Raw genomic sequence first — 26,954 nt, forward strand, 5'->3', positions numbered from 1 at the left:
ATTGTCCATCCCCGCTTATTATTCATCCTCAAATATAAAAGTCTCAATTTTCACACATATAAATCGAGACTTTTTTCTTCCTATATATATTATTGCTGATCACATACTTTTGTATCATTCACTACTGAAGTTCCTTCAACGGTTACCGTATGAAAACAGTCATTTACACGAACTGTCACAACATTATCTTGCCGATCAATGATATGATATTCATTAAATTTTTTATTCAAAGCACTGCGAATTTGTTCTCCTTCATAAATTGGAATGCCATGTGATAAAACCCAAATAAGCCCGGCAATAACAAGAATTGCTTTCATACGATCTACCTCCTTGAGAATAAAGTGAACTTTTAATCGGTGTTTATTTCAGCCCTACTAATCATTAATTGAATCAGTCGAGCTTTTATGGGATAAGTTCATTTCGTCTATTTTATGTTTATGCTAATTGTGACGGAAATGTGACAACTTTTTGTCTCTTTAGACGAAAAGTTGAAACAAAACTTTCAAAAAGGACAATTCTACTTATAAAAAAGGTTATGGAATGTTTCATCCATAACCTTTTTTCAGTCCTATTTTACAACTCATTTACCTGATTTAATGTGATTTTTCGGGACTTGTTCTATTTCGATTTATCTATATCAAAACAAAACTTTGAAAAAACTTCCCACACAAGTTCATTTCTACTATGCACCCCAACTTTTTCGAAAATAGATTTTAAATGATCCTGTACGGTGTATATAGAAATACAAAATTATCTAGCTAACATACCCGGAAGACTCCTACTTATTACTTGCTTCTCACGTGTTGTCAGGCTATATACCTCCGCAATAAGATGCGATTGTTCAGATAAACATTTGAGTTTATTAAAATCATCTTCTAAAAATTCGGTCATAAACAACTGTAGATAAACCTTTTCAATACTTGCATCAGTATACGCCTTCTACACTTGACTAATAAATCTCAATCCTTTACTTAAAGACGTTGGCACAACCGATGCATGATTCTCCCCTTCAGCTTCATAAAACTTAAACCTAAACTTCTCATATTTGAATTGAAGAAGACGCTCTGATAATGCATTTGCATCTACAACCATATGCTCTCGCTCCAATGATCCCACTGTAAGGAATACTCCCGTTTCAACCTTCGCTTCATTTAATTCATTTACAAGATTCTCTTCTTTTTCAAGTACGGATTGATTATTCCACCAAATAGACGGGCTGCTAATAAAATAATTTTGAAAAGCATTTACATTTGTAAATAGTATATGTAATGCAAATAGACCACCTAAAGAATGCCCAAATAACGTTTGTTTTTCTTTATCGATTTCAAAAACATTTTCAATTTGTGGTTTCAATTCTTCTTCAATAAAAGTAAAGAAATTATGTGCTCCTCCTGTTTTAGGCCACGGTTTGCCATCCGGTTTTAAAGGAGCATCTTTTGAAATTATAGAAGGTGTAAAATCATAACATCTTTCTTCTCCTGAAAATGCCCCTTCAATTGGATAACCAATACCAACTATAACGGCTGATGAAACACCTGTTTTTTCCGCTCTAACCGATTGTATTTTAACCGCTTCATGGAACGTTTGAAAAAAGGCATTGCCATCTAATACATATATGACCGGATATCCTGAATCTGGTGCTGGTTGCTTCGGCTTTGAAATATGGATTTGATATTCCTTACCTTCTAATTTTGAATACATTTTCCACTGCTCTGTATTAGATGTAATAATCTGCTGTTTTTCGATAGTAGTATTCACCCTATATCCCCCTTTTTTAACTTGTTACATATATTTCTACTTTTTCATCCTGAGATACAACGCTATCATAACCGAAACAAACAGGGGCCCCATTATATGGATCAATCATGACTCGTGCATCAATATGAAATACTTCTTTTAATACTTCATTTGTAATTATCTCTTCTGGGCTACCAGTTGTAACAATTTCCCCTTCTTTCATTGCAATAATTTCATCTGAAAACCTTGCTGCATGGTTAATATCATGCAGTACCATAACAACTGTACAATTATGTTCTTTATTTAACTTCTCCACAATTTGCAGTACATCTAATTGATGAGACATATCAAGATATGTCGTCGGTTCATCTAGTAGTAACACTTCTGTCTCTTGCGCTAAAGCCATCGCTAGCCATACCTTTTGTCGTTGACCACCTGATAGATTTGCTATTTGCCTCGTTCGAAAAGCAGATGTTTTCGTTATATCTAATGCCCAATCAATCATCTCTTTATCTTTTGAAGTTAACTTATTTACGTTATTTCGATGTGGATAGCGTCCATAAGAAATTAATTCTTCTACTTTAAGTTCTCCTGGTGCAATTGGAGTTTGCGGGAGTAAAGCTAACAGCTTGGCAATTTCTTTCGTTGGAATTGTATTTAAATCTTGCCCTTGCAAATACACTTTACCGCTTTTTTGCTTTAAAATTCGTCCCATTGTTTTTAACAATGTCGATTTACCACACCCGTTTGGCCCTATAATTGTCGTTACTTTTCCTTCTTGTATTTCCACATTTAAATCGCGAAACACTGTAAGCTTTTCATAGCTCGTTTCTAAATTCTTTGCACTTAAAATACTCACTTTTACTCCTCCTCTTACGCCTTCGCCTTATAAAGTAAATATAAGAAATACGGTACACCGACAATAGAAATAACGATTCCAACTGGTAACTCTACAGGTGTGAAAACTGTTTTTGCAATAAAGTCTGATGCAATTACAAGGAACATTCCGATTACTCCGCACGTAGGAATGATATACTTATGCTGAATACCGACAAGTCTTTTCGCTATATGCGGTGCCATTAGTCCAATGAAACCAATACTTCCTGAAACAGCAACACATGCACTCACAAGTCCGATACTACTTAATAGTAAAATGGATTTCTCTCGTTCTACTGCAACACCTAAACTTGTAATACTCGTTTCTTCCAATTGAAATAAATCTAATAAATAAGCTTTCTTTTGTATAAGCGGAATTAAAATGATAAGCCACGGTAACATAGCAACAATATATTTCCAGTTTGCACTATATATACTTCCAGACACCCAAACCGCAGCCATCTCAAAATCAGTTGACTTCATTTTAAGTGATAAATACATAGAGAATGCTCCAAACCCTGAACCAATTGCAATCCCTGTTAATAAAAGACGCTGCGAGTCTAACTTACCGTTTTTCCAAGAAAACAGATAAATTATGATGGCTGCACCTAATCCACCGACTAAACCAAACATCGGCATCATCATAATAGAAATCCAATCTGTACTCTTTAATTGTCCTTGAAAGAAAAACATGAAAATGACGATTGCTGTTCCTGCCCCAGCATTTACTCCTAAAATACCTGGATCCGCCAATCCATTTCTCGTAATTCCTTGGATAACGGCACCCGCAACGCCTAAACCTAATCCTACTAATCCAGCAATTACAATGCGTGGAAGACGAAAATCAAAAATAACTAAATCATGCTCTGGTACTGGATCAATTCTAAAAAGTGTTTTAAATACATCTGTAATCGTAATATCAAACGTACCATTCGTTAAACTAATATAAATTGCACCAAAAATTAAAAATATAATAATCCCCATCGTCATTCCAAAACGTTGACTTGAACTTTTAGGCATGTCTCTCTCCTCCTCTTGTACGGATTAAATAAAGGAAGAAAGGAATTCCAATTAAAGATGTAACAACTCCAATTGGTGTTTCAAATGGATAGTTTACAAATCTACTTAATACATCGCATAATGCTAAGAAAACTCCACCAATAACGCCTGCGCATGGCAAAATCCACTTATAATCTACCCCGATTAAGAAGCGAGTAATATGCGGAATAATTAAACCTACAAAACCAATTTTCCCAACTAAAGCAACTGCCGTTCCTGTTAAAAAAATTACTGATAAAATTGCCATTGCTTTAACTAGTTTTGTACGCTGTCCTAGATTAATAGAAACTTCTTCTCCTAACGAAAGAATGGTAATAGATTTTGATATTAACAGTGCTAAAACTATCCCAATTATCCCAAAAGGTATCGTGATTTTAATTATATTAGGATCCACTTGATCTAACTTTGCATTAAACCAAAAACTAACATTTTGAGAAATTTGGAAATACGAAGCCATCGCGGCTGATACACTGCTTAAAAATGTTCCAATAACTGTTCCAATTATTGCTAATCTAACAGGGGATAAGCCATTTTGAAGTAGTGAGCCAAAACCAAACACTATACCGGCTCCTAGTGCAGATCCAATCATTGAACATAAGACCATACCGATCGATGACATTCCCGGAAGAAAAATCATACTAAGTGTAATAACAAAAGCTGCACCATCGGTCACACCCATAATAGAAGGGGATGCAAGATAGTTTCTTGTCATCCCCTGCATAAGTGCTCCTGATATGGCTAGAAATGCTCCGACTAAAAGAGCTGCAACTACCCTTGGCAAACGTGAAGTAATAATAATATTATGATTTACATCGCTTGAATTGAAATGAAATAATGCATTCCACACTGTTTCAGCATCAATGCTTTTTGCACCATATAAAATAGAAAGTATAACTGTAAATACAATCACTATGGGTGCTATACATAAAATAGTTACTGGTACCGCATTCGTTTTCTGCATATCATTCAACGCACCTTACTTATTGTATTATTTTGATAAATTTTTCACTGCTTCTTTTAAGAATGCTGTTTTACTCCAAGCAGTACCACCTTGTGCCATTGGATCTACAACGTTTACAAATACTTTCTTTTCTTTCGCTGCATTCATACTTTGCCAAATTGGATTACTTTCAATGTCTTCTAGCACTTTTGGTTTATTATTTTCGCTTGCCTCGTATTGTAAGAAGATATAATCCGGATTAACTTCAGCAAGTTTTTCTAAAGAAATCTTCTCTTGTGCTTTTACAGTTTTTAGTTGTTCTGGCACAGTTAGTCCAAAATCTTTATAAATTACAGGATTAAAGTATACTCCTTCTGGGTATAAAAATAGGTCGTTTGCTCTTAGTCTAATGACAAGTACTTTTTTATCTTTTAACTTATCTCCCAGTTTCGCTTTTGCTTTTTCAGCGTCTGCATTGTAATCTTTAATAATTTTTTCTGCTTTGTCCTTCTTACCAGTTAGTTCCCCCATTAACTTTAAGTTATCTTCCCAATTTGTTGAAACGTGTGATACTGGGAACGTCGGAGCTACTTTCGTAAACTTCTCAGCTGTTTCTGCTGGGAATTTCGTACTTGATGTAATAACGTCTGGTTTTAATTGAAGTAATGTTTCAAAATTCGGTTCCATTTTCTCACCAACAGATTTTGCACCTTCTAAATCTTTTTCAAGATATTTTGGCAATTTACCACCAACAGTAATGGCACCTACTGGTTTAATTCCAAGTACTGCTGCATCTTCCATTGACTCTAAACTAGCTGTCGCAATTTTATCTACTTTTGCTGGCACTGTATATTCTTTACCTAAATATGTAATTTTTCGTTTTTCATCTTTTTTCGTTTCTGTTGCTTTTGTTTGTTGCTTTTGTTCCCCAGAAGTTTTGTCTGCACTATTACATGCTGCTAAACCTACACTTAAAACTGTAACCATCCCTAATGTAAATAATTTCTTATTCATCTTTATATATCTCCTCTCGAAAGCTTTAAATATATTATTTTAACTATGAAACTTAATTACATGAAACATATTTCTCATATATATTTCACATCATTAATAAATCTACATAAAATGGAGAGCCATTCTCGTTCACTTCCCCTAGTATTAAATTCTTTACAACCCTCATCCATCGATAATTGTTATCAATGATAATGATTATCGTTATTAAGTATATATTTAAAATCAGATTATTTCAAGAATGATTTGAAAAATTTTAACAAACTGAATTAAAAAGAAGTATCCGCCTATTATTAGCGAGATACTTCTTTTTTTAGAAATTTATATGTAATTCAACTGGACAATGGTCTGATCCCATTATTTCACTGTTGATTTTTGCATCTGTTATTTGACCTTCTATTCTTTCCGAGACAACAAAATAATCTAAACGCCATCCAATATTTTTTGCTCTGGCTCCCATTCGATACGACCACCACGAATATGCACCTTCCTGATCAGGATAAAGATGACGATACGTATCAATAAATCCTTCTTCTAAAATACATGTAAACTTCTCTCGTTCCTCATCAGAGAATCCAGGATTTTTACGATTACTTTTTGGATTTTTTAAATCGATTTCTTTATGAGCGACGTTTAAATCACCGCAAAAAATGACTGGTTTCTTCTCATCTAATCTTTTGATATATGCCCTGAAATCATCTTCCCATTTCATTCTGTAATCTAAACGCTCTAATCCTCGTTTTGAGTTTGGTGTATATAAAGTTATCATGTAAAAATCTTCGAATTCTAAAGTAATAAGTCGCCCTTCTTGATCATGCTCTTCAATTCCTAAACCGTATGTAACAGCAATTGGTTCTTTTTTCGTAAATATAGCCGTTCCAGAATAGCCTTTTTTTACAGCATAATTCCAGTATGTATAGTATCCCTCTAGATTTAAATCAATTTGCCCATCTTGTAATTTAATCTCTTGTAAACAAAATATATCAGCATTTGATTCCTCAAGATATTCTAAAAATCCACCTTTTGCGATAACTGCTCGCAAACCATTTACATTCCACGAAATTAACTTCACCTATAGTCCTCCTCTTGATGTTCACTTTCAAATTTCATGCTATCACAAAATAGAAAAACAATCATATTTTCATCTTTGTAATCTTGCTCTTACATTTGTGAATACATACATACGCACTTTATTCAGGTTATACTAATTTCAGAGGTGATGTTCTTTGCACAATGAAGGAGTTACGTTAACAAATGAGCATTGGCAAGCGATTATTCATAATGATTCTTCCTATGATAGCAAATTCTTTTATGCTGTGAAATCAACCGGAATCTTTTGCAGGCCGTCATGCAAATCAAGGATACCAAATAGAAACAATGTACGAATTTTTCATCATGCAGAGCAAGCATTAAGTGAAAACTTTCGCCCGTGCAAACGTTGTAAGCCAAATGGGATCACTTTACCTAATGAAGAGTGGGTAGAACAAATTAAAGATTATATCGAAAAACACTTCGATGAATTATTAACTCTCGATATACTTGCAGAAATGTGCCATGGTAGCCCATTTCATTTACAACGCACTTTCAAAAAAACGACAGGAATAAGTCCAATAGAATATATACTACAATTCAGGATTGTTAAAGCGGCAGAACAGCTATTACAAACAAATCAATCCATTAAAGAGATTAGTACCGCTGTCGGGATAGAAAACCCCGAATATTTTGCAACTTTATTTAAAAAGAAAACCGGATTAACTCCTACTGAATATCGAAAAAAGAACGAAATGAAAGAAGGATACAAGAATGAATTCCTACAAAAATAAATTTATTTATTGGACGCTACTTACACATAAGAATTGGCAGTTTCATATTGCTGCAACTGAAAATGGACTATGTTTCATTGGATCACAAGATGAAAACTTTGAAGAACTAAATATATGGGCTAGAAAAAAATTGCCACAACATATATTGGCCTGTAATCCAGATTATCTACAATCATATACGAAAGAAGTTATCGAGTATTTAGAAAGTAAACGAGAAACTTTTACATTCCCTATCGATGCTTACGGAACTGATTTTCAATTATCTGTTTGGAATACGGTACGTGAAATTCCTTACGGGAAAACATATTCTTATTCAGAAATTGCCGAAAGAATGCAAAAACCTACGGCTATACGTGCCGTTGCTACTGCTATTGCTGCTAACCCCCTCCTTATTACAATTCCTTGCCATCGTGTTATTGGTAAGAATGGTAAACTAACCGGCTTTAGAGGTGGCTTAGAAATGAAGAAAGAGTTGCTTACATTAGAAAAGTCGCAGGTAGAATTCATATGACAGCAAAATATACTAGCGCATTGACTTTAACAGTTCCAACAGAATTTAGTTTCCAAGAAAATTTTCGCTATCTATCCCGCTCTAACAATGAATGTATGTTTCACATTGAAGATAACAAAATTTATAAAGTTGTCCCTGTTCACGATGTAAATCCTTTAGTTGAAATTAGTATGAATATGGATGGTAATATTCAAGTACGTTTTTTAGGAGAGTCATATATAACTGAAGAATCGATACGTGAAGCTGTAGCTAACTATGTAAAAGAGTGGTTTGATTTAACTACTGATTTAGCTCCCTTTTACACGTTAGCTAAACATGATGTACTCCTTCAAGGACCAATTGAACAATATTATGGACTTCGAACTTTAGGTATTCCTGATTTATTTGAAGCACTTTCCTGGGGAATTATCGGTCAGCAAATTAATCTCACATATGCTTATACGCTAAAAAGAAGATTAGTCGAGACATTTGGAAGTTATGTAGAATGGGACGATAGAAAACATTGGGTATTCCCTTCTCCTGAAACAATTGCAAATTTACATGTAGAGGATCTAAAAAAATTAAAAATGACGACTAGAAAATGTGAATATTTAATCGGTGTTGCAAAGCTTATTACAGAAGGAAAACTGTCAAAAGAATCTTTACTGCAACTACAAAATGTAAAAATCGCTGAAAAACAATTAACTGCTATACATGGTATAGGACCGTGGACTGCCAACTATGTTTTAATGCGTTGTTTACGATTCCCTTCCGCTTTTCCAATTGACGATGTCGGTTTGCATAATGCAATTAAATGTATAACAGGTTCCGAAAGTAAACCAACTAAAAATGAAATAAAAGATTTTGCGGTAAACTGGAAAAATTGGGAGTCTTATGCGACTTTTTACTTATGGCGAGTACTATACTAAAAGAACCAAGTAGCAACTCCGCACTACTTGGTTCTTTTTTAAGCTTGTTCTTCAAATCGTCTTGCAATTTCTACAATAACTTGAACAGCTTTTTCCATAGTATCTACCGAAACATACTCAAATTTACCGTGATAGTTTTCACCACCAGTGAAAATATTTGGCGTTGGTAATCCCATATACGATAATTGTGATCCATCTGTTCCACCACGAATTGGATGGATGTTCGGTTCGATATTTAAACTTTTCATCGCTTCATAAGCAATATCAACAATTTCTCGCACTGGTTCAATTTTTTCAAGCATGTTATAGTACTGATCATTCATCTCTAAAACAATCGCATCTTCACCGTACTTCTCTTGCATGTTTTTCACAATATCTTTAATGTTATTTTTACGCGCTTCAAAATGATTACGATCAAAATCTCGAATAATATAGTAAGCTTTACTTTGCTCGACGTCACCATTTAAAGAAAGTAAATGATAAAAGCCTTCATATCCCTCTGTATATTCTGGCGCCTCTTCTACCGGCAACTGTCTATCGAATTCCATAGCAAGTTTACTTGCGTTACGCATTTTGTTTTTCGCTGTTCCAGGATGTGTATTTGTCCCTTTAAAAGTTAATTTAGCGCTTGCAGCGTTAAAACTCTCATATTCTAAACCACCTAATGGACCTCCGTCCATCGTATAAGCAAACGATGCACCAAACGCTTCTACATCAAAATGAGCTGGCCCACGACCAATCTCTTCATCTGGTGTGAATGCTACTCTTATTTTTCCATGCTTAATTTGCGGATTATGTATTAAATAATTCATTGCGACCATTATTTCTGTAAGACCAGCTTTATCATCCGCTCCAAGAAGTGTTGTACCATCAGTTGTAATAATTGTATGTCCTTTATATGATGGTAATTCCGGGAACTGTTCAGGTGTTAACACAACATTTAATTCTTCATTTAACGTAATCGCATTACCATCAAAATTTTCATAAATTTGTGGTTTTACGTTTTTCCCTGTAAAATCTGTTGCTGTGTCTAAATGAGCTAAAAATCCTATTACAGGAACATCCTTATCTGTATTAGCAGGCAGTGTTGCCATTACGTAACCATTATCATCCATCGTCACTTCTGATAACCCAATCTCTTTTAACTCTTCCACTAATAACTTACCAAACTCAATTTGCCCTGGTGTTGTAGGTACTGTATGACTTTCTTCATTTGATTGTGTATCAATCTTTACATATCTCGTAAATCTTTCAATAAGTTCTTGTTTCAAATTCGTTCACTCCTTTTATAGTTCTCTCTCTATTATAATCCTTAAAACGAAATATTTTAACTTTTTTGACTGTAAATATATATATCCATTTACATTTTTAATAAATCATAAAAAGACATAATATTTGTACATTTAAATTCAAACATGTAATATACATCATTATATATTGGGAGGTTTTAAAGATGAGGCTAACTCTCTTTCGCTATTTTCTTTTTTTCCTAGGATTAATTTTCTTTGGACTTGGAAATGCTCTTGCAGTCAAAGTTAAATTCCTCGGTTTACACCCTTGGGAAGTTTTAAATATGGCTCTCTACCAACGATTTGGGTGGACAATTGGTACTTGGAGTGTCATATGTGGATTATGTCTCGTTCTTATCTCTTTACTAGTAGATCGAAAATATATAAACGTGGGCACATTTTTAAATGCACTACTTATCGGTCCTATTATGGATTTTTTCTTACAATCAAAAATCCTTCCAAACGCTAGTGATTATTTATGGATAAACTTACTCATTTTATTTTCTGGTATTGCAATTACAGGAATTGGGGGCGGCATGTACGTTGCGGCTGGCATTGGTGCTGGACCCCGTGATGGATTCATGCTTACCATTTCTGACAAAACTGGGTTATCTATTAGCCGTGCTCGAATCATTGTAGAATGCTTTGTACTAGTCATTGGATACATGCTAGGAGGTCCTGTTTTTATCGTAACTTTTCTATACACTTTTATTCAAAGTCCAATATTCCAGCATTCATTTAAGGTATTTCAAAAACTCTTACATACTTTAAATAACAAAAACAAAGAACATATTAGTGAAACTATTTAAAACTCAGCTTAATACAAAAGAGTGTGTTTTAAAAGTAATTTTTAAAACACACTCCATATACCCCATTTCATTCTCCTTTCCATAATCTCTCTACATTCATTAATTGCTCTTCTTTAAATTCTAGCTTATATATATCCGGTTTGGATGTATTCATTAAAAAATCAAGTCCATATTGATTATCAAAATAGTTCATCATTAGTGTCATTACAAGCCCATGTGTACCAATTACAATTTTATGTCCTTGAAAATTCATTAATATTTCTTTTAACACTCTCACTACCCTTCTCTGACAATCCGCATATGACTCTCCATCCGTCAGTGCATATTTTGAATTAAAAAACATCTCCTTTACAAGTGGGTACACTTCCTTATCCGATATAATTTTATCTTCATTTAAAAACTTACACTCTTTAAGATTTTCATATACTAATATTTCTTTTTCATGGAAATTCGCTGATTCTTCTATCGTTAACATAGCCCTCTTATACGGACTTGAAATGAAAGTATTAATTCCCTCTGTTTCTAATATCTCAGTTACTCTTTGAGCATCTAAAATTCCCTTCTCAGTTAATCCACGTGTTCTTTCATTTCCTTCTAATTTTGGCGATTCACCATGCCTAACCATATAGATATATGTATTCATAATTCCTCCTTAAAAATATTTATAAGTTAATTACTTTAATCTTTTCCATATCAAAACTTGAATACAATCAAAATATTAATTTATTCTTTTTTTATGAACTTTGCTGAGCAGTTCGTCTAACCCACTCCGAAACTAAACTCTCAAATAATTCAGGCTGTTCAATTTGCAAATTATGTCCCGCGATATCTAATACCGCTAATGTCGCTCTTGGATAATCTTCAATGATTCCTACAATATCTTGATAACCTACCGATATATCTTGTCTTCCAGCTAATAAAAGAACGGGTTTCTCATATTTTTTATGCTGGAAGTCCAAAGTAAGAGAGTAATTCTTTTGTAATCTTTCAATAAACCCATCATTAGCAATATCTAGCCCTGGCTTAATTTCTTCTTTGAAACGCTTATATGTATACTCATTCGCAACCACTGCTAACTCACAAAATTCTTCCCTTTCGGTTGAAGTAAGTGTGTTTAAAAATTCTTCATCCTTTACAATTACCCGTTTATCCGGGAGAATCCTTTTTTCTCGTTGCGCTACAACAACAGGACATACTAACAATAATCCATTAACTCTCTCAAACATCTTTGAAAGTATCCCGCTAGCTAAATATCCCCCGTAAGACTCTCCTACTAGTAAAAAATCTTTTGTTGGGATGATTTTCTCAATAAATGCAGTTAACAGTTCTAATATATAATCTGAACTATTTATCCAATCTGGGGCATTCGATTTTCCCATTCCAGGTAAATCAATATAAATTCGTTGATATCCTTTAGACTTCTGAAACACTGTTTCCATACATCTCTTCATTAATCTATGGTCAGGAGAACACCCATGTATGATAAGTACTGGCTTTCCTTCTCCAATGATTTCATAGTATACTTCTGCATCCCTAATCCGGCATATCATAAAAAAACCTCCCTATTTTGATATTTACCTTTAAAAACAACCCTCTCAAACTCAAAAGAATACACGTTCTCATTTTATATCTTTTCAGAAGTTAATTTCAAATCTTAATTTTCAGATTACAAATACCAAAAAGCTTCCCTATGAGTGTATCTCTTCCAAGTAAGCTTTTTTATATTTTCTTTTATCCTATCAAAATTCGAAACTTCTCTTCTCTAGCTTCATTACATCCTATTCTTCTATTTGCATCAACACAATTCTCCAACCATCTGGGTCCTCTATAGTAATCCCCTTTTCTTTCCAATATGGATTTTCCGGTTCTACTTCATCGTATCCCATTGCATGTAGCCTTTTACTCACTTTTTCTACTTCATTATATTCTTTTATATAAAATATAAGTAAATTATCTTTTGTTGGGGCTGGACATGGGCTTCCATCTATATGTCTTGTAAATTCTAAATGATATTCTTCATCCGGTAGACCAAACATGACTCCATCATAGCCGTCATGGTCATTAAACTCACCTATACGTTTTAAGCCTAATCCTTCTTCATAGAATGCAATAACCTCTTCAAACTTGTCTGTTGGACGTGCTATCCTAAACCTTATCCACTTTTTCATGCTCTTCCTCCCACACTAAAAACTTAATGTATTATTACATATTATTGTATATACTCAACACATTTCTGAAATCCCTCATTGGTATGAGAATAGTTACATACTAATGTCTTACTTAATATTCTCTAATAGCAACAAAACATCATTTTATATGTATTTTTGCATTTTCACTTGCAAACTCTTAAAAAGTCATTACAATTTACAGAATGACTAAATATACAAATTTTATCCAAACTAATAAGTATTGATCATATTATTTCCCGAAAATTCCCAGAAGTATTATACTACTCAATTCTTTCTTTATAAACATGCTTTTTCTGTAGAAATCTGATACAATCCTTAAGTAATATCCTTATGTATGGATATTATGAATAACGCACATACTTTAAGAAGGTGATCATATTGAAAATAAATAAAAATTTGCAATTATGTATATTAACAACAACTTTAATATGTTATTCCAGTTATTGTTTTATATATTTCTTTTTGTTCCATGCTCATTTTTCCGGCTTCAACGTACGCTTCTCTTCACTCATCGTAGAAGCCATTACATTTATATCATTAATTTATTCTATATACTCTAAAAAAGTCCGCTCCAATCCTTTTTGGTTATGTATTACACTCGCAATTGGCAGCTTTTTATTAGGGAAAATAATATATATATATCAAAATGAATTTTTCCAATTTCCAATACATCAATTTTCTATTTCTGACGTATTTTATATGCTTTTTCTATTCTTATTTCTTATTGCTTTCTGCTATAAAATCTTAAACAAATGCAATAAGTGGGAAAAAGCTTTCTTTATATGCGATATATGTATAGTACTCACTTCCATTCTCACATTAGAATGGTATTTATTTAACCAACCAGATTTAAATATATTCTCTCTCTCAATGGGAGACATGGTACTTTCATTTCTATATCCAATTGCAGACTTACTTTTTCTACTACTAGGCGTTATTCTCTTTTTCCGCCCAACAACTTTTAATTCAAAATGGAAAATTTATATCTTTATTTTTGTATTAATAAGTTCTGCAACTTTTAACTATATTTATTTTTACTTACATACTTATTTATCGTATGACACGATAGCATTATTACGTCTATTATATAGAATACCAATATTATTAATTGCCATTGCTGGTTCTATTTCAAACGATCATAATAGCAATACAAACCATTTTATTATAAACCCTATATTAGGAAAAAAAATCTTAGTCGTATTTCCTTATCTTGCTGTTACAATACTAATCGGGTTTACATTAAAAGAACAAACATCGTCTTCAACTCTCATTACAGGAAATTGTATCGCTTTTGTTTTCGTACTTATTCGGCATTCTATTGCACATATGCAAAACAACAGCCTAACAAAACGTTTACAAGTATTTAATACTCAATTAGAAGAAAAAATTACTTTACGGACTTCTGATTTAGTCCAAAAATCAGATGCTTTATCTCAAAAACAACAAAAATTCAAATCTTTATATGAGTATCACCCTGATCCTATTTTTACGATTGATTTAAATGGAATATTCTTAAATGCGAATAATGCAGGAAGTGTATTACTCGAAGCACCAACGAACGAGTTACTCGGTGAAACATGTTTTTCGATTATTTTAGATGCAGATAAACATAAACTAGCATCTGCATTAGAAAAAGTTAAACAACAAAAATCAGCATCTTTACAACTTAGTTCTCAATATAAAGATGGCTTTACTTATTCCTTATACGTTACCATCGTTCCTATTATGATAGACGGACAAATTTCAGGAAGCTATATTATGGTAAAAGATATTACCGCATTAAAAAAACAACAAGAAGAAATAAAATATTTAGCATTCCACGATACTGTAACGAAAATTGGGAACCGATCCTTTTTCCATAAGAAATTAAGAAAAGTTATAAAGAATGCTCAAACAATACAAAGTGAGTTTGCATTATTATATTTAGATTTAGATCGCTTTAAAGTAATTAACGATACACTTGGACATTCGTCAGGTGATTACATATTAGAAGAAGTAGCAAAACGTTTCCAATCATGTCTTCCATCACATACTCATCTGTCAAGAATCGGTGGCGATGAATTTACAATTTTAATCGAAAACTATACGGACCATGATTGCTTATTCAAGTTATGCAACCGATTATTTGAATGTATGAAAAAACCGTTTGTCATACATGAGCATAAATTAACTTTATCACTGAGTATCGGCATCGCTATTTATCCACATTCCGGAATCGATACCGCTACACTTCTGAAAAACGCTAATGTTGCAATGTATGATGCAAAGGCGAAAGAGCTTAACTCTGTCTCTATTTATGACGATGTAATCGCAAAAAAAATCGAAAGACGATTACGATTAGAAAAAGATTTACCAGACGCAATACAAAATGAAGAATTGTTCCTTTTGTATCAACCTCAAGTTGATAGTGAATCTAATAAAATTATCGGTGCAGAAGCTTTAATCAGGTGGAATCATCCTGAATTAGGTGTTATTTCTCCATACGAGTTTATTCCGATTGCAGAAGAAACACTACAAATTATTCCAATAGGAAAATGGACATTACAGCAGGCTTGTGAGCAAATGAAACGTTGGCACGCACTCGGATATTCGCATTTAAAAATAGGTGTAAATTTATCTGCTAAAGAATTTGAGCAAGAAGATTTTGTAAAGTCTATTTCTTCTACTTTAGCAAATACAGGTTTATCAGCAAGTTCTCTCGATCTTGAATTAACAGAACGAATTGCAATGATGGATGAGAGAGAAACATTGATAAAACTGCGTACACTAAAAAGTTTAGGGATTCACATTTCAATCGACGACTTTGGTACAGGCTATTCTTCCCTAGCCTACTTACCTTTATATCCAATCGATACGTTAAAAATCCCGAGAGAATTTATTACAATGTCTGAAACGTGTGAAGATGGAATGGAAATCATTAAAACGATTATCACATTAGCAAATACATTAGGAATGTCTGTCATTGCTGAAGGTGTAGAAACGAAAGAACACGTGAATTTCCTTCAAAAAAATAAATGTCAGTTTATTCAAGGTTATTATTACAGTAAACCTATTCATACTAATGCATTTACTGAGCTATTAGAAATCGGTATTCACCAATAGTACATAGCTAATCGGTATAAGTAATAATGAATTTGAACAACTATAGTAAAAAGGAAAGAAGATACCTTCTTTCCTTTTGTTTTTCTATTTAAATTTCTATTACTTCACCACTTCATTTATTATATCTATTAATTGATGAATCCCCTCATCATTTGTTTTCTTATATCCATTCATGTTTTGAATATATCTCTCCTTATTTGTATACAACTTATTTACTGCATGTATAAATGTACTAGTGTTTACTCTATCTTGAAGTAAAACTTCCGCATACCCTTGCCTAGAAAAATAGTCAGCATTTAAAACTTGATCCCCTCTACTGGAAGCATTAGTTAACGGAATAAGCAACATCGGTTTCTTCAAAAATAACAATTCAGAAATGGCGGTAGAACCCGCTCTGGAAACTACAACACTTGCCATATTTAGTATATGCGGCAACTCTTCCCCTATATATTCAAATTGCATATAACCTTCCATGCCAATAGATAAATCCACCTTCCCTTTACCACACATATGAACAATATTAAAATTTAATAATAATGTATCTAAACTTTTCCTTACCATATCATTTATCCACTTAGCACCTTGACTCCCACCCATTATTAACAATACCGGTTTATCTTGCTGAAATTTACAATAGCTTCTTCCTCGTAATACGTTACCTCTCTCAATTTCTCCCCTTACAATTGGCCCTACATAAACCTTCTTCTCAGTACTTACATTACCCCCTGTTTGAGGAAATGTTGTGCATAGTTTTTTAGAAAAAGGTAATGCTATTTTATTTGCCAACCCTAACGTACTATCTGGTTCACGTATTATTATAGGTACACGATTTAACCATGCCCCTATAACTACAGGAACTGAAACAAATCCTCCTGCTGAAAAGATAACGTCAGGCTTCATTTTCTTAATTAATTTATAACTTTGTAAACAACCGTGTATAATTTTAAAAGGATCTTTAAAGTTCTCCCAATCCCAATATCTCCTAAGCTTCCCCGTTGAAATACTATTGTATTTAACATTTTGAACTAATAATTTTTCAATTCCATTTTGAGATCCAATATACTCAACTCCCCATCCTTTTTCCATAAATTTAGGAATCAATACCATATTAATCATTACGTGTCCGGCTGTACCGCCCCCAGTAAAGAGAATCTTTTTATTCATAACTTATATCCACCTTTATCATTAAAAATCTAGCTTTATATTAATCTTTAACTCAAATCCTATATCTTGTAAAAGATCTTTGATGAGTTCATAAAAATCATTTCCATACTCACTACACTTATACTGAGCAAAAACTTGAATCACATGCCTAGTTCTAATCTCTAGTGCTGGCTTTGTTCGATCAACCTTTTTTTCTTCCACATACGCTCGATATTGATTTATTGCCTCATAGAGGTGTAACACATGCGCTTCTTCATCTTTCCAATCCAGCGTATCAACAATCGAAAGAAATAACGTACTTTGATTATCTATTGCTTCATAACCATTCATATACTTCTTACACCCTTTTTTATTAAATGCAGATGTCACTGTGCTTCGCATACTCAAGTACATCTTTCAATGATTGATGAAATTGGATTTTTGGGACCCAACCTAACTTTTTTATATCCTCTAACACTAAACTTTTATTTGAGTCACTCTCAAAATTATCTGTTTCTTTTATAGTAAAGTTCAGCTGTGTTAATCCTTTATATTGTTCTAGTACATCTAATAAAGATCGTTTTACTCCTGATCCAATATTATATTCTTTTCCATTTATACCATCACGTAATAACACATGATACGCTTTAACTGCATCACGTACATCTAGAAAGTCCCTACTATCTTTCAAACTGTTTACTTCAATAATTGGTTCACTTTTACCCGACTCTATATCTATCATTTTTTTTGCCAGAATAGAACAAATGCCATTCGATACTCCTGGACCAATTAAGTTCGAGGGCTTTGCAATGATAATATTTGAATCCATTAACCCACCCCAAGCCTCTGCGACGATTACTTGCATAGTTTTACTTAAACTATATGGATTTGAAAATTTTATGGTGTTCATACTATCTGCTTGCAATGCAGATCCTATAACTAATGTTCTACAATGGGGGGCTTCTTGCTTAATTGCTTCTAATAAATATAACGTCCCTATCACATTAATCTCCATGTATTCAAGAGCAGCTGTCCAAGACTCTATGACCGAATTTCTTCCTGCTAAATGCAATACATAGTCTGGCTTTATTTGTTTAATTACCCTCATTACTTCGCCCTTATTAGTTAAATTACAAGTAATTCCATTCCTGCATTTTTCTCTATGTGAACGATTTTGAAACATAGGAATTACATGAAAGCCCTTGTCTAAAAAATATTGGCAAGCATGGCGCCCTGTGAAGCCATTTGCACCAGTTATTAAAAGGCTCGCATTTTTTTTCATCGTAAAAAGCCTCCTTTTTCTAACATTTGTTTCACCTCATGTTTTGCAAGTAAGTCTTGTTGAGAACTAAAACTCTTCACATCCACAAGCGGATAACTAGCATAATATTCTTGAAGTCCTTCTATAGGAATAGTCGGTAGTACCACAAAATAATTTTGATCAAAACTAATACTTGTTTTACTCTCTACCTCAGATAAAAGCATTTCACTTAATTTTTCACCAGGTCTTATCCCTACTTCTTTTATCTTCACGTTTTCTTTTTTTGAATCTTCAATCAATACTGTTGCTAAATCCGTTATTTTACATGCTGGCATTTTCATAACAAAGATTTCCCCTCCTCTTCCTTCAGATGCTGCTTTAAATAACAATCCAACAGCATCTTCAATTGTTAAGAAGAATCTAGTCATATTTTCATCAGTAATCCCTACCTGTGAAGACTTTTTAATTTGCTTTTTAAAGAGCGGTACCACACTTCCATTCGTCCCTAAAACATTTCCACCACGAACACAAATGAATTTTGTTTTCTTCGTTTGCACATTCGCATGAATCATTAACTTTTCACCAATTGCTTTTGTCATCCCATACGTATTTGATGGGTCGGCCGCTTTATCAGTTGAAACATATATAACTTTCTCAACTTGCTTCTGGATTGATGCTTCAATTATATTTTGCGTACCATGTATATTTGTTTTTATAGCTTCATAGGGATAATACTCACATACTGGAACATGTTTTAAAGCTGCAAGATGGAATACATAATGTACACCTTGGCAAGCATAGACTAGTTGGTCTTTATCACGAATATCTCCAATAATAAATTTTAATCTATTGTCATTTATAAACTGTTGCTGCATTTCAAACTGAACCGTTTCATTCCTTGAAAAAACCCTAATTTCTTTCGGCGATCTTTCTAATAGTTGTTTTATAAGTTCATGTCCCCACGAACCTGTGCCACCAGTAATTAAAATTATTTTATTAAGCATTCCTTTTCCTCCTACCATACATTTCAATAAAAATTGTACTTATTAACGCGATTGAATTATTTTCAATTGATTCAAATCATAATCGTCGTTTGTTACATTAAATTGACAAAATAAAAAAACAGAAACTATTAAACATAGTTTCTGTTTTTCATTTCACCTCTTAACAGTAAGATTTTTTCATACTGTTTGCTCGATAACTATATTACTTGTAAAAAAACACCGCTCATTTATTTCATATACTCGTAATAAAATAAATAGAATGATTCATAACCAATATCATGTTTAAATTCATGAAAAGGGAGGTAATGGAATGTACCAAAGCAACTCAAATAATACATATAATGAAGCTTCCAAAGCACTTCCTCTCTCCCTATTTGATGTAAAAAACGAGTTAAAACAAAAATGCAAACTCATTCATTCTGGAACCATGTATAAATTAACGAAAGAAGAGCAACTCATCATCGACAACATAAAAGCACAAACAAAACAACTAAATAAAAATAATGTAACAAGAACACGTGCATACTACCAATTTTACATTCAATATCCAGAAATACATTGGGCACTACTTGGGCATATGGTATCACGTAACGGTGGTTGGAATATGACCGATTTAAAGGGAGATTTATATACGAGAATTTTATCTGAGAAAGATCAAATTACATTTTTTTCTTTCTTAGAAAGAGGAAATTGGCTTATTTTCCAAGATGTATATCCTCAATTTTTGCTATATGAACAAAGTGTAAAAAGATCTCAAAGGCTATTTCACCTTCTCCCTCACCTAAATGTTTCTACATTTATGGAAACGATGTGGAACGATTTTTGGAAAACAGGTAACAAAAAAACATTAGCGATTGCAACTATTATTAATGAACAAAACTACTTAGAAAAAAGAGTTATTCAAAATGCTCACTTTCAAAAGACTGTACTAAATAGTATTGGATTTAAGCTCTTTGATTTCTTTCAGTTTAATCATATCCTTTTCCCATTCTACGAAAACGATAAGAAACAAAAAGTATTACTATTTGGTGATACAATGAAACATTTTACTTCCTTACATGAACGAATCTTAATCGGAAAAAGGTTGTATTCATTATTATTTCGGGATACACATGTTTTATCTCAAATAATAAGCTGGGCCCAAAATCATCCGCATACAGGATCAAGAAAAGATTACTGGCCTCATTTATTTTCAAGTGTAAATGAATCTTTTTCCCGTGAGTTTTATAAACGCCGAATAAAGAAATGCCAGTTGCGTAGTGGCGCATATCGTATATACAGCCCTGCACTCATCTATGCATGGCGCGATATGAAACATGAAGAAGATGAAAGTAAAGATTGGTTTACTGATTGGCAAGTTGTAAATTACTTAGTTGATAAGGAGGAAAAGATAAGTGGACAAATTACAGAAGACTATTGCAAAACACTCGAGAAAATTGAACTTGCCATTCTCGCAAAGAAAAATGTCCTCCTCCGAGAGGAAGAATGACTTTCTAGCTTTAATAATTACAGTTTTTTTCTCTGCTATTATTGGAACTTGTTTAGATGCTTTCTTTGTTAATAAACAACTATATTCCTTTCCAGTTAGGCCCTTCTCATCCATATTTTCAGTTAACATAGCTTTTACGTTGTTTGTACTGCCGATTTTAACAGCCTCTTTTATACAAATTTCAAAAAAATTATCTACAGTTTCTAGAACTCTATTTATTTTTTCAATAGGTATTTGTGCTAGTATTTTTGAACAAGTTGCTGAGAGATTAGGTTTATTTGTACATAATATGAATTGGCAGCATAGTTATTCTTTGTTTGGATATATCATTTTCTTTTCTCTTATTTGGACATTTTATAATTGGATGCTAAAAATAAAGAGACCGTTTTTATAACGGTCTCTCCTTAAGCATAATCTTCAGTTACTGCTACTGAACGACTTTGAAGGCTTTTTGATCGCAAACGATATGCAACTACTTTCTTTTTATATTGCTTTATTACATCAACGTGTTCCTCGTAGCTATATATAGAAAATCTAATCTCTCTTTTTCCTTTCTTCGTCTCCATGACTATCGGTGTACCATTCCCTTGTGGCGGAAAATAATGTTTATCTAAAAATAAAGCCTCATTAAATTCATGGATAACTTGAAGTTTCATTTCTCCTTCTATACTTTCCCCATCTACTGTTATAGTAGTATTTTCCTCATCAAGTTTTTGATGTAATTCGAATCTACTAATAATTGATTCTACAACAGAAGTTGGCATACTAGAAACTAATACTTTAAGAGCACCAAAAATAAATAATGTAACTATAAACCACGTTGTCACTTTCATCATCTCCATTACGTTCTAAAACGAGTAGTGTTATACTCCTTATTACGATTCATTAATTTTTAAAATAAAAATTTAATTCCATAAGGTACTAATATACTAATAAGTATCCCTGTTACAATCATCGTTACCGAACCGATAGTTGCCTCTTTCTCTCCTTCTTTCACTAAACGACTCACACCAATGATATGTGATGCACAGCCCATCCCTACTCCTTTTCCAATTGTACTTGTTATACGGAAAAGCTTAAGTACTGTCGGTCCTATAATAGCACCTGTTATTCCTGCAACAACTACAAAACTAGCTGTCATAGATGGGATACCACCAATTTGCTCGGCTAATGAAATTGCAATAGGCATCGTCGCTAATTGCGGGATAGTTGTTAATATAAGTTCCTTATCTATATTCAACATTTCCCCAATCACTACATTCAAACTTATTAAAGCTACTATACCGATTACTACCCCAACAAGTATTGATAAGAAGTTTTTCATAAGTATTTTTCGTTCCTTAAATAGCGGTATTGCTAATGCTACAATCGCAGGGCTCAAGAAGCTTGAAAGAATATCTCCCCCATTTTCCTTATAATCTTGATGCGAGATCCCGAAGGTAAGAAATATACAAATCATAATCGTCGTAACTGTTAACACCGGTAAAGTAAATGGAAACGTAAATTTTTTATATAGCTTTGTCGCCAATAAATAAATCACTACAGTAATAAAAATTAAGACCATTTGAATAGCGCACCTTGTCAATTTTATTTTTTAGATGTTATTAATAATTGACTTACATAACCTGAAATAATCAATGTTACTATCGTACTTGCAACAACTAAAAGAAATATAATACTCCCCTTACTTAAAAGAAAAGACCCGTATTCCATTAACCCAGTTGTCGAAGGAATTAGAAATAATGGTAAAAATATTATTAACTTTTCTGCACCTATCTCAAACCAGTTTAACGGTAAAATACGAGTGGAGAGGAGCAAGAACAGCATTAACATCCCAATTAAACTTCCTGGCATTGATAGATGGAATACTCCCTGAATCCACGTACCAGCTAAGCTAAATACATATAGCACGCCTACTTGAAGTAAAAGCGTCACGTACTTCATTTTTTTCCCTCATTTCAATATCGAGCATCACTATTACGAAATCTCATTTAACGTTTCTGCAAACCTCGTAATTCCCAGTTGAATTTGTTCTACGTCTACTCTCCCAAAAGTAAAACGAATATATTCACTTTTAGAACCTAAAACACTTCCTGGAACGAATGCTACACCATTTCGTATCGATTCACCTAACAAATGATATTCATCAAACGTTCCTTGCACTTTGCACCATAAATGTATTCCGCCCTCCGGAACGAAAAATTCAACTCGGTCCCCTAATAATTCTTCAATCTTTTTAATTAACTCATCTCTTCTTTGTTTCAATTGTCCACGAAGCATTGTAATATGTGCATGAAAATCTTCTGATTCTAAAAATTGATTTGCTACCCACTGTGTAAATACACTATGACCAAAATCAACTTGTTGCTTCGCATCTGCTAAACGTTCTATTACGCGTGTAGGACCAATTACCCAACCAATACGTAATCCTGATGCAACAATTTTTGATAATGAACTTACATAAAGAACATTCCCATTTTGATCCATTGATTTTAATGTGGGATTCACTTCTCCATTAAAAGAAGTCAAACTATACGGATCATCTTCAACAATCGGTATACCGTATTCAGAAGACAGTTCTAGAATTTTTTTACGTCTCGCTACTGAAAGCACAGTGCCAGTTGGATTTTGATAATCCGGATTCAAAAACACCATACGAATACGATGCTTTTTGTGCAAATCAATTAAATCATCCGGATTCATTCCATGCTGATCAACAGGTAAATGGAATATTTTTAAACCAGCGGATTTAAACATCGGAAGTGAGAAACAATACGACGGATCCTCAATTGCAATCGCATCACCAGGCTTTAATAAACATTGAACGATAAGATTCAGCGCCTGTTGTGCTCCAGATGTAATAAGTATAGAACTTGAACCTGCTTCAATTTGTTTATATTGCTGAACATGTGCTGCAATTGTTTTTCTCAGCATTTCATTTCCAAGTGGATGGTCATAACTGAGGTTTTCCATAAATGTTTTCTCCGACAAAATCGTTCGGAATCTATCACTTGGAATTAATTCTGGTGATAATTCACCACTCGCTAAATTAATTAAGTCATCTTTTTGTGTTTCCGTTCGAATTTGTTGAACAAGTGGTACATTAGGTAAGAACGATCCATCCTCAACATACCTCCCCCAGTTCGGTATTCGTTTATGTGACACACCCCATATGTCTGTATTCACCCGAGTGCCGCTTCCTTTTTGTCGTTCTACTACCCCGAGTGATTTTAATTCCTCATAAGCAGCTACTACCGTACTCCGGTTCACCTGTAACTTCTGTGCTAACATACGCTCGGAAGGTAATTTTCTATCAGAAGGGAATTCACCGGTAGAAATGCCTCTTTCAATGTAATCAGCAATTTGTTTATACACTGGTATCTTATCTGCACGATTCAGTTTCCATTCCATTTAGTTCCCTCCTCTCCAAGCTAGTGTCCTGAATTCATTAATAACAGTATTCACTGTAAAAATGGTATTAATCAAACGCATGGTTTAAAAACACCTCAACCGTCACATTAAAATTAGTAGGCTGTTCTAAATAAGGCAAATGCCCACTATTTTTCAACTCAACGAACGTCACGTTTCTCAGGTGTTTTTCAAATTCTCTCACATACTTTTCCGGAACAAAATAATCATTCTCTCCTCGTATTATTAATACAGGACATGTAATGTTATAGAGGTATGGTCTTTGATCGTAATCAACTAATTCAAGGTAAGAGGGACTTTCTGCTCCGTATAAGCCAAAATCGTGTCAGTCACACAATACGACTCATCATCTGGATGCGGGAAAACAACTAAAACATGGCGCTCATTTTTCATCAATGCATTAACTCCTTCATCATATACACACTCTATAAAATAACGACCGCATACCAAGTAACTCCCACAAGAAGCCCTAAAAGAAGAATGATATAGATAGCAGATAAGTTTTTTACATTCCTCTTTGTAGACTTACCGTAATTCTCTTCTACATTTCTTGCGACTAGTACGGTCCCAAATAGTGATACAACTACAATAATAACAACTAGTGAAATCGCAAAACTCATTGTCTTTCACCTCTCTAAGGCCAGTCTATTTTAAAACATGAATAACATACTACCTTTCTTCTCTTATCATAATAGAAGTTTGTAAAAAACGGACCCACCACTTTTGTGTTTTTTTGCTCATCCACTTTGACAATAAAAAGTAACTGATCGTTTCGTATAAGTTGCTTTTCTTTTCTCAGATTTATTTAGTTCTAAAAGCTGTGCATTTTCGTTATTTATTTTTTCACAATTAATAACTTTATCGGCAAAACCAATATTTAGTCACAATCCTTCAATGAAATAACTGTATACAGAGCTTAATGCTATTTCTATTTCCTACCTTTCATAATTTGTTATACACTAGGAAAATAGCAAATAAACTATTCGTTAGCAGGTGGAAAAATATGTATGACGTTACAATTATCGGAGCTGGAGTGAGTAGCATTTTTATGGCTTATGCATTAGCTAAAAGTAACAAAAACATTTTAATTCTTGATAAAGGTAAACCGCTAGAACATCGGAATTGTCCTTTAGACCAAGGGAAAACGTGTAACTGTAACACATGTGATAAATATTTCGGATTTGGTGGTTTAGGAAAGTCTGAAGGGAAATTTAATTATACAAATGGATTTGGAGGCGAACTCGAGCAAAAAGTAGGTAAAAAAGCTTTTATACAACTCATGGCTGAAGTAGATGAAATTCTATGTCAGTTTGGCGGAAGTTCGGTTTCAAAATATTCTACAGAAAATCTAAATCTCACTAAGAGAGCTGAGACATGTGGTTTACAAATGCTGACAACAGAAGTAAGGCATCTTGGCACTACACTTTCAAGTAACATTTTTCAGCAGCTCTACGAATTTTTACTTACGAAAATAAATATCCGATTTCATATAGATGTAGAGCATATCATGAAACAGAAAAATCATTTTAAAATAGATACAAATCAAGGAATAGTTCAATCTAAGCAAATCGTATTTGCAACAGGACGTTCCGGGGCGGATTGGTTAAAAGAAATGTGCACTTCTCTAAATATTTCTCAAGAGCAAACTCGTGTAGATTTAGGTATTAGAGTAGAGATGAAAGAACACCAATTACGTACTATATTAAAAGATACATTTGAGACGAAACTTTCTTATGAGCATGAACTTTTCACGGCTACTACTTACTGTATGAATCCAAAAGGACGCATTATTCGAAAGTACGAAGACGGCTTGATTATGCCTGACGGTCAAAATTTCCGAGAGCAAGAAACTGGCACTTCTAACTTAAATTTCACTTTATTTATCCCGCGCTATTTTCCAACTCTCAAAGAAGCAAATGTATACGCAAGTTCAATTATTAAAAACATTAACCAAGGACGAGATCGGATTGTTATACAGCGTTTAGAGGACTTAATAAAGAAACAACCTACAGCGGAGAACAACATGAAACATAATCGTATACAGCCTACACTACACGGAGATTATGGAGATTTGAATAAAGAAATTCCTCCATTATATATTGAAGGACTCAAAAAATTTTTATTACGTTTAGAACAATTTATACAAGAGCCTATCGATCAAGATACTTTATTATATGGAATTGATGGCAAGTTCTACGCTCCTACAATAAAAATCAATAACTATTTTGAAACAAGTATGAATGGGCTATTTTTAATTGGAGATTGTTCAGGCGTCACTCATTCATTATCTCAAGCAGCCGCAAGCGGTCTGTATGTCGGAAAACACTTGTCTGACATTTAATCGCTATAATTTAAATACCAATCAAATATTTTG

The 26,954-nt window shown here is 33.4% G+C and carries 28 protein-coding genes and 4 pseudogenes; 8 read left to right on the plus strand and 24 right to left on the minus strand.

Annotation, left to right across the window (positions count from 1 at the left end; translation table 11 throughout):
• Positions 1-89: 89 nt before the first annotated feature.
• From ACP6L7_RS15185 to ACP6L7_RS15220, 8 genes and pseudogenes are all read right to left on the minus strand, one after another.
• Positions 90-317, minus strand: coding sequence for a hypothetical protein (locus tag ACP6L7_RS15185; RefSeq protein WP_097831028.1), 228 nt, complete (start codon positions 315-317; stop codon positions 90-92).
• A 301-nt stretch (positions 318-618) separates the two neighbouring features.
• Positions 619-831 (minus strand): annotated as a pseudogene (locus ACP6L7_RS15190) (helix-turn-helix transcriptional regulator); the annotation flags it as partial.
• A 108-nt stretch (positions 832-939) separates the two neighbouring features.
• Positions 940-1,758 (minus strand): alpha/beta hydrolase, encoded by an 819-nt coding sequence (locus tag ACP6L7_RS15195; RefSeq protein WP_097831027.1) that lies wholly within the window; start codon positions 1,756-1,758, stop codon positions 940-942.
• Positions 1,759-1,774: 16 nt separating this feature from the next.
• Entirely contained in the window at positions 1,775-2,596 is an 822-nt protein-coding gene (locus tag ACP6L7_RS15200) for an ABC transporter ATP-binding protein (protein WP_097831026.1), read from the minus strand.
• Between the two features lie 14 nt (positions 2,597-2,610).
• Positions 2,611-3,633 (minus strand): FecCD family ABC transporter permease, encoded by a 1,023-nt coding sequence (locus ACP6L7_RS15205; protein ID WP_097831025.1) that lies wholly within the window; start codon positions 3,631-3,633, stop codon positions 2,611-2,613.
• Positions 3,626-4,633, minus strand: a complete 1,008-nt coding sequence (locus ACP6L7_RS15210) for a FecCD family ABC transporter permease (RefSeq protein ID WP_097831024.1) — start codon at positions 4,631-4,633, stop codon at positions 3,626-3,628. The genes ACP6L7_RS15205 and ACP6L7_RS15210 overlap by 8 nt, the downstream gene beginning before the upstream one ends.
• Positions 4,634-4,660: 27 nt before the next feature.
• Positions 4,661-5,626: an iron-hydroxamate ABC transporter substrate-binding protein gene (locus tag ACP6L7_RS15215; RefSeq protein WP_097831023.1), complete on the minus strand. Its 966-nt coding sequence runs from the start codon at positions 5,624-5,626 to the stop codon at positions 4,661-4,663.
• Positions 5,627-5,936: 310 nt separating this feature from the next.
• A complete protein-coding gene (locus ACP6L7_RS15220; protein ID WP_097831022.1) occupies positions 5,937-6,695 on the minus strand; it encodes an exodeoxyribonuclease III in 759 nt (252 codons plus the stop codon).
• A gap of 154 nt (positions 6,696-6,849) precedes the next feature.
• Here ACP6L7_RS15220 and ACP6L7_RS15225 point away from each other — a divergent pair, with 154 nt between their 5' ends.
• Genes ACP6L7_RS15225 through ACP6L7_RS15235 form a run of 3 tightly spaced genes read left to right on the plus strand, consistent with a single transcriptional unit; the run spans position 6,850 to position 8,865 of the window.
• A complete protein-coding gene (locus tag ACP6L7_RS15225; protein WP_097831021.1) occupies positions 6,850-7,446 on the plus strand; it encodes a bifunctional transcriptional activator/DNA repair enzyme AdaA in 597 nt (198 codons plus the stop codon).
• On the plus strand, positions 7,427-7,957 hold the full coding sequence (locus ACP6L7_RS15230; protein ID WP_097831020.1) for a methylated-DNA--[protein]-cysteine S-methyltransferase: 531 nt from the start codon (positions 7,427-7,429) through the stop codon (positions 7,955-7,957). Before ACP6L7_RS15225 ends, ACP6L7_RS15230 begins: the two co-directional genes overlap by 20 nt.
• Positions 7,954-8,865 (plus strand): DNA-3-methyladenine glycosylase family protein, encoded by a 912-nt coding sequence (locus ACP6L7_RS15235; protein WP_097831019.1) that lies wholly within the window; start codon positions 7,954-7,956, stop codon positions 8,863-8,865. Before ACP6L7_RS15230 ends, ACP6L7_RS15235 begins: the two co-directional genes overlap by 4 nt.
• A 38-nt stretch (positions 8,866-8,903) precedes the next feature.
• Here ACP6L7_RS15235 and pepT read toward each other — a convergent pair whose 3' ends face one another.
• The gene (gene pepT / locus ACP6L7_RS15240; RefSeq protein ID WP_097831018.1) at positions 8,904-10,136 is read right to left on the minus strand and encodes a peptidase T; all 1,233 of its coding nucleotides are present in this window, start codon (positions 10,134-10,136) and stop codon (positions 8,904-8,906) included.
• Positions 10,137-10,318: 182 nt separating this feature from the next.
• On the opposite strand from pepT, the gene ACP6L7_RS15245 reads away from it, so the two are divergent.
• Positions 10,319-10,963 carry a YczE/YyaS/YitT family protein gene (locus ACP6L7_RS15245; protein ID WP_097831017.1) on the plus strand — a complete coding sequence of 215 codons (645 nt, stop codon included), beginning with the start codon at positions 10,319-10,321 and terminating at the stop codon, positions 10,961-10,963.
• A 67-nt stretch (positions 10,964-11,030) separates the two neighbouring features.
• Here ACP6L7_RS15245 and ACP6L7_RS15250 read toward each other — a convergent pair whose 3' ends face one another.
• The 3 genes from ACP6L7_RS15250 to ACP6L7_RS15260 form a co-directional block, all read right to left on the minus strand.
• On the minus strand, positions 11,031-11,606 hold the full coding sequence (locus ACP6L7_RS15250; protein ID WP_097831016.1) for a histidine phosphatase family protein: 576 nt from the start codon (positions 11,604-11,606) through the stop codon (positions 11,031-11,033).
• A 91-nt stretch (positions 11,607-11,697) separates the two neighbouring features.
• Positions 11,698-12,513, minus strand: coding sequence for an alpha/beta fold hydrolase (locus ACP6L7_RS15255; RefSeq protein ID WP_097831015.1), 816 nt, complete (start codon positions 12,511-12,513; stop codon positions 11,698-11,700).
• A 228-nt stretch (positions 12,514-12,741) separates the two neighbouring features.
• Positions 12,742-13,131, minus strand: a complete 390-nt coding sequence (locus tag ACP6L7_RS15260; protein ID WP_097831014.1) for a VOC family protein — start codon at positions 13,129-13,131, stop codon at positions 12,742-12,744.
• 399 nt (positions 13,132-13,530) lie between these two features.
• Between ACP6L7_RS15260 and ACP6L7_RS15265 the strand changes: the two genes are divergently transcribed.
• A complete protein-coding gene (locus ACP6L7_RS15265) occupies positions 13,531-16,254 on the plus strand; it encodes a putative bifunctional diguanylate cyclase/phosphodiesterase (protein ID WP_141533256.1) in 2,724 nt (907 codons plus the stop codon).
• 99 nt (positions 16,255-16,353) lie between these two features.
• Here ACP6L7_RS15265 and murG read toward each other — a convergent pair whose 3' ends face one another.
• Genes murG through ACP6L7_RS15285 form a run of 4 tightly spaced genes read right to left on the minus strand, consistent with a single transcriptional unit; the run spans position 16,354 to position 19,662 of the window.
• Complete coding sequence (murG, locus tag ACP6L7_RS15270) at positions 16,354-17,418, minus strand: undecaprenyldiphospho-muramoylpentapeptide beta-N-acetylglucosaminyltransferase (RefSeq protein ID WP_097831012.1); 1,065 nt, start codon at positions 17,416-17,418, stop codon at positions 16,354-16,356.
• 21 nt (positions 17,419-17,439) lie between these two features.
• Complete coding sequence (locus tag ACP6L7_RS15275; protein WP_430529416.1) at positions 17,440-17,748, minus strand: DUF6572 domain-containing protein; 309 nt, start codon at positions 17,746-17,748, stop codon at positions 17,440-17,442.
• Positions 17,749-17,770: 22 nt separating this feature from the next.
• Positions 17,771-18,679: an SDR family oxidoreductase gene (locus tag ACP6L7_RS15280; RefSeq protein ID WP_097831010.1), complete on the minus strand. Its 909-nt coding sequence runs from the start codon at positions 18,677-18,679 to the stop codon at positions 17,771-17,773.
• Entirely contained in the window at positions 18,676-19,662 is a 987-nt protein-coding gene (locus tag ACP6L7_RS15285) for a UDP-N-acetylglucosamine 4,6-dehydratase family protein (RefSeq protein ID WP_097831009.1), read from the minus strand. Before ACP6L7_RS15285 ends, ACP6L7_RS15280 begins: the two co-directional genes overlap by 4 nt.
• Before the next feature lie 310 nt (positions 19,663-19,972).
• Between ACP6L7_RS15285 and ACP6L7_RS15290 the strand changes: the two genes are divergently transcribed.
• Complete coding sequence (locus ACP6L7_RS15290; RefSeq protein ID WP_097831008.1) at positions 19,973-21,151, plus strand: DUF2515 domain-containing protein; 1,179 nt, start codon at positions 19,973-19,975, stop codon at positions 21,149-21,151.
• Positions 21,126-21,545, plus strand: a complete 420-nt coding sequence (locus tag ACP6L7_RS15295; RefSeq protein ID WP_097831007.1) for a CBO0543 family protein — start codon at positions 21,126-21,128, stop codon at positions 21,543-21,545. Before ACP6L7_RS15290 ends, ACP6L7_RS15295 begins: the two co-directional genes overlap by 26 nt.
• A 10-nt stretch (positions 21,546-21,555) precedes the next feature.
• Here the strand turns inward: ACP6L7_RS15295 and ACP6L7_RS15300 are convergent, their stop codons facing one another.
• From ACP6L7_RS15300 to ACP6L7_RS15335, 8 genes and pseudogenes are all read right to left on the minus strand, one after another.
• Complete coding sequence (locus ACP6L7_RS15300) at positions 21,556-21,978, minus strand: YfmQ family protein (protein ID WP_097831052.1); 423 nt, start codon at positions 21,976-21,978, stop codon at positions 21,556-21,558.
• A 65-nt stretch (positions 21,979-22,043) separates the two neighbouring features.
• Positions 22,044-22,715, minus strand: coding sequence for an LrgB family protein (locus tag ACP6L7_RS15305; RefSeq protein WP_097831006.1), 672 nt, complete (start codon positions 22,713-22,715; stop codon positions 22,044-22,046).
• A 23-nt stretch (positions 22,716-22,738) separates the two neighbouring features.
• On the minus strand, positions 22,739-23,095 hold the full coding sequence (locus tag ACP6L7_RS15310) for a CidA/LrgA family holin-like protein (protein WP_097831005.1): 357 nt from the start codon (positions 23,093-23,095) through the stop codon (positions 22,739-22,741).
• Between the two features lie 33 nt (positions 23,096-23,128).
• A complete protein-coding gene (gene pdxR, locus ACP6L7_RS15315; protein ID WP_097831004.1) occupies positions 23,129-24,562 on the minus strand; it encodes a MocR-like pyridoxine biosynthesis transcription factor PdxR in 1,434 nt (477 codons plus the stop codon).
• A 67-nt stretch (positions 24,563-24,629) separates the two neighbouring features.
• Positions 24,630-24,869, minus strand: a pseudogene (locus tag ACP6L7_RS15320) (alpha/beta fold hydrolase); the annotation flags it as partial.
• Positions 24,866-24,973: pseudogene (locus tag ACP6L7_RS15325) on the minus strand (bacillithiol biosynthesis deacetylase BshB2); the annotation flags it as partial. The pseudogenes ACP6L7_RS15320 and ACP6L7_RS15325, both read right to left, overlap by 4 nt.
• 32 nt (positions 24,974-25,005) lie before the next feature.
• Positions 25,006-25,200, minus strand: coding sequence for a hypothetical protein (locus ACP6L7_RS15330; protein WP_002014626.1), 195 nt, complete (start codon positions 25,198-25,200; stop codon positions 25,006-25,008).
• A 174-nt stretch (positions 25,201-25,374) separates the two neighbouring features.
• Positions 25,375-25,509, minus strand: a pseudogene (locus tag ACP6L7_RS15335) (GntR family transcriptional regulator); the annotation flags it as partial.
• 74 nt (positions 25,510-25,583) lie between these two features.
• Here ACP6L7_RS15335 and ACP6L7_RS15340 point away from each other — a divergent pair.
• Positions 25,584-26,921 (plus strand): BaiN/RdsA family NAD(P)/FAD-dependent oxidoreductase, encoded by a 1,338-nt coding sequence (locus tag ACP6L7_RS15340; protein WP_098361640.1) that lies wholly within the window; start codon positions 25,584-25,586, stop codon positions 26,919-26,921.
• Positions 26,922-26,954 lie beyond the last annotated feature (33 nt).

Origin of the sequence: Bacillus silvicola (assembly GCF_050524305.1) — a bacterium.
Lineage (GTDB): Bacteria > Bacillota > Bacilli > Bacillales > Bacillaceae_G > Bacillus_A > Bacillus_A cereus_AT.